The organism is Arsenophonus endosymbiont of Bemisia tabaci Q2 (assembly GCF_902713415.1).
Classification (GTDB): Bacteria; Pseudomonadota; Gammaproteobacteria; order Enterobacterales; family Enterobacteriaceae; genus Arsenophonus.
In genome coordinates this window covers 1-754 of record NZ_CACTIE010000322.1, presented here as the reverse complement: position 1 = coordinate 754, position 754 = coordinate 1, and the positions used below count along the sequence as shown (strand labels likewise).

The 754-nt window shown below is 41.9% G+C and carries 1 pseudogene; it reads right to left on the bottom strand.

The annotated features are described in order from the left end of the window. Positions 1 to 432: 432 nt before the first annotated feature. A pseudogene (locus tag ARSQ2_RS11720) lies at positions 433 to 701 on the bottom strand (Cox family DNA-binding protein). Between the last annotated feature and the right edge of the window lie 53 nt (positions 702 to 754).

Sequence of the window (754 nt, the reverse complement as noted above, 5' to 3'; positions counted from 1 at the left end):
GTGATGTTCGGCAGGATCCCGCCATATGTTATTAATAATTTCTTCGGTTGAGCGTTTTTTTTAGTAAACTTAATGTTATTGTGCGTATTCGAGATTGGTCGCGATAATGTATTTGACGCCGTTCACGGCAACGTTGGCGAGCATTCATTGATGAATATCTTCTCCATAAGAAGATTTATGCTAAGTACGAAAAGTACTTACTACAAATCCACCTATTGGTTATTCAGTGTTTGTGTACACCTGTATCGGCATACTCCGGTCGGAAAGTCCCTACGTCCGTAGGCTCAACTCCGCTTCGAAAAAACAACCTACGAAGCTATCAGCAAATGACAGGCGCAACTTCCCTGCCATCTGTTTCACAGATTTTATTTTGCTGATACCGTATTGTTAAAGAGCAGTTCACAGCCCTAAACGCTGGCTATTCGCTTTTGTTCAAATTTTTAGCTTTACAACCCAAGCGTCTCGCTCTTCTGTGGGACGGTTAAAGTAGGCTTCTCGGACTATGCGGTTGAATTCAGGAAGGTATACCCACCTTTCACTTCTGGTGTTGGGTTTGGTTGGATCTTTCAAGAAAATGACAGGTAACTTTTGGTCTTCAGCCATATCCTTGACTGCACTAGGAGTTTTACCGAGCAGCTCAGCAAATTTTTTATGTTCACTGCGTCTATCGGATATCTGATCTCGTAGTCGTCGTTGTTCACTCCGCCACCTAATAAATTTTTTCTAACCGCTTCATACCGAAGAAATTATTAAT